General features: G+C 42.7%; 3 protein-coding genes. All 3 read left to right on the top strand.

Annotated features, from left to right (window positions below):
* The first annotated feature begins 76 nt into the window (after positions 1-76).
* Positions 77-226 (top strand): hypothetical protein, encoded by a 150-nt coding sequence (locus F6J99_RS44495; RefSeq protein WP_293101824.1) that lies wholly within the window; start codon positions 77-79, stop codon positions 224-226.
* Positions 227-246: 20 nt separating this feature from the next.
* Complete coding sequence (locus tag F6J99_RS44490; RefSeq protein ID WP_293123712.1) at positions 247-1056, top strand: class I SAM-dependent methyltransferase; 810 nt, start codon at positions 247-249, stop codon at positions 1054-1056.
* Between the two features lie 139 nt (positions 1057-1195).
* Positions 1196-1906, top strand: coding sequence for a C40 family peptidase (locus tag F6J99_RS44485; RefSeq protein ID WP_293123709.1), 711 nt, complete (start codon positions 1196-1198; stop codon positions 1904-1906).
* Positions 1907-2156: the final 250 nt, after the last annotated feature.

Below are 2156 nucleotides of genomic sequence, written 5' to 3'. Positions count from 1 at the left end.
TTTGTGGTGGTAATAACGGTTTTAACCTCTCCCACTGTTCAAAACTTCACGTCCCCTCGATCCATGAATGCACCCATTGAACACACTACTTTTAGGATATAACGAGGCAAGAAAACACGCCCTAGCCAAAAACCGCTCTGTACGCCTAAACCAAGGGAATTATGTGAGAATAGACTCCGTGGAGATTCCTGATGATGGTTTAATAGTAGAACTCAGTAGTATATAAGTTAAATCAGTAAAGAAAACATGATGCAAAAGAGCTTTACGGAAGCTGACATTGAAGCTTGTTTCAACAATCCCGAACGAGACAAATGTTTCCGCAATTTCTGGGATTCAGAAGGAGGTCTGCACTGGGGTTATTTTGAAAACTTGACCAACGCTCGACCTGAGGACTTTCTCTCTGCCTGCCATTACTGGAATGAATATATGCTGGAACACAGTGGTATTACTGCTGAGTCCCGGGTGTTAGATGTAGCTTGTGGAAATGGCAACACTGCTATCTGGCTAGCTCAGCAGACAGGATGCGAAGTGGTAGGAGTCGATCTCAGTAGTATTTTTATTGACTATGCTCAAGAGAAAGCTAGTCATTATCCATCTCTGCGCCTAAGCTTCCACAAGGAATCAGCAACTAACCTGCCTTTCCCAAATGACTCCTTTACCCATGTCTGGAGTCAAGCCGCTCTTTTCCACATTCCTAAACTGAATAAGGCTTTGGCGGAGGCTTACCGTGTTCTAGGAGCAGACGGCATCTTCTTATTTGATGATTTGGTAACGCCAGTAGATGAAGTCAGTGAAACTGCCCGCAAGTACGTTTACGACCGACTCCTATTCAAGCCAACATTTAGTCCTAAAGTTTATGCAGACAACCTTAGCCAGCTAGGATTTACACTATTGCAGCAAAAGGACTTGAGCCAGCACTTGGAAAAGACCTATGAACTAGTGTCGGAGTTAGCTCGAGAGCAATATCCAGATACAAGTGCTGACTTTAAAAAAACCCAAGAAATGATTGCCGCCGGTGAGGTGGGCTGGTATTTCTACCTCTGTAAAAAGGTTTAGTGGGGAACATAGCCTCACGAAGTGATAAGCTACTTTAAAAATAGACAGGGTGTGGGTTTTATAGTGTGGGATTTAGGTAAAAATTGAATCACAAAATTGGCTCAAAATGTAAATAATAAGGGACTTTAAAAAATTTTTGATGATTTCTCTAGAGAATCTACAAGCAAACTTCGAGAAGGTTGAAGCAACACAATATGAGTACTACTGCCAAGTTAATTTGAACATCTATGATTTTCCCAGTTGCCAAGCTTTGGGCACTCAAGCAGCAGTAGGACGTCACTTGCAGTTTACCTCGAAAACACCAGTAAATGACTTTTTAGAAGTGCGATTATGTGAGGATGGCTATAGTGGCTGGTTGCAGGTGCAGTATTTAGCAGAACTTGAATATGCGGCAACTAAGTATCAGCCAGTTACCCTTTCAACTACCCAAATCCAAGAACGACTCCCAGCAGTGATTGCTTTTACCAAAGCTGCAATGGAGCAGCCGAACCACTACCTTTGGGGAGGTACTGTTGCTCCCAACTATGATTGCTCAGGACTAGTACAAGCCGCTTTTACTGCTTCAGGAATTTGGTTACCTAGGAATGCCGATGCGCAAGATGCTTTCACGAAAACAATTGAGATTGAGTCAGCTCTACCAGGTGATTTGATTTTCTTCGCCACAAACCAAGACGTGAATCATGTTGGTTTATATCTGGGAGACGGTTATTATATCCATAGTTCTGGTATAGACAATGGTCGTAATGGTATTGCCATAGACCGACTTTCAGATGAAGAGGATGAGGTGGCACTGTCATACTACCGGATTCTCAAAGGAGCAGGAAAAGTAGAGAAAAGCTATCAACCTTAAGGGAATCACAGCACCAGAGCCCAATACAACAAATTTGCTCTGGTTGATATACCCTTGCAATTGCTAACCTTTAGTTGGAGGTGCGGCTTTAAGACTCCTGTAGGTTTTGGGGAGTTTATAGCGCTAGGGCGTGTTTTCAAACTATAACCACAACAAAATTAATCCGATTTCTAACATAGCTGTATAATTTATAGCAAGTTTTTCGTATCGGGTAGCGATGCGGCGAAACTGTAAGAGGTCTGTTGATAGC

This window comes from Moorena sp. SIO4G3, assembly GCF_010692305.1.
Classification (GTDB): domain Bacteria; phylum Cyanobacteriota; class Cyanobacteriia; order Cyanobacteriales; family Coleofasciculaceae; genus Moorena; species Moorena producens_A.
The sequence above is the reverse complement of the archived record's forward strand: the minus strand, read 5'-3'. Positions and strand labels throughout refer to the sequence as shown.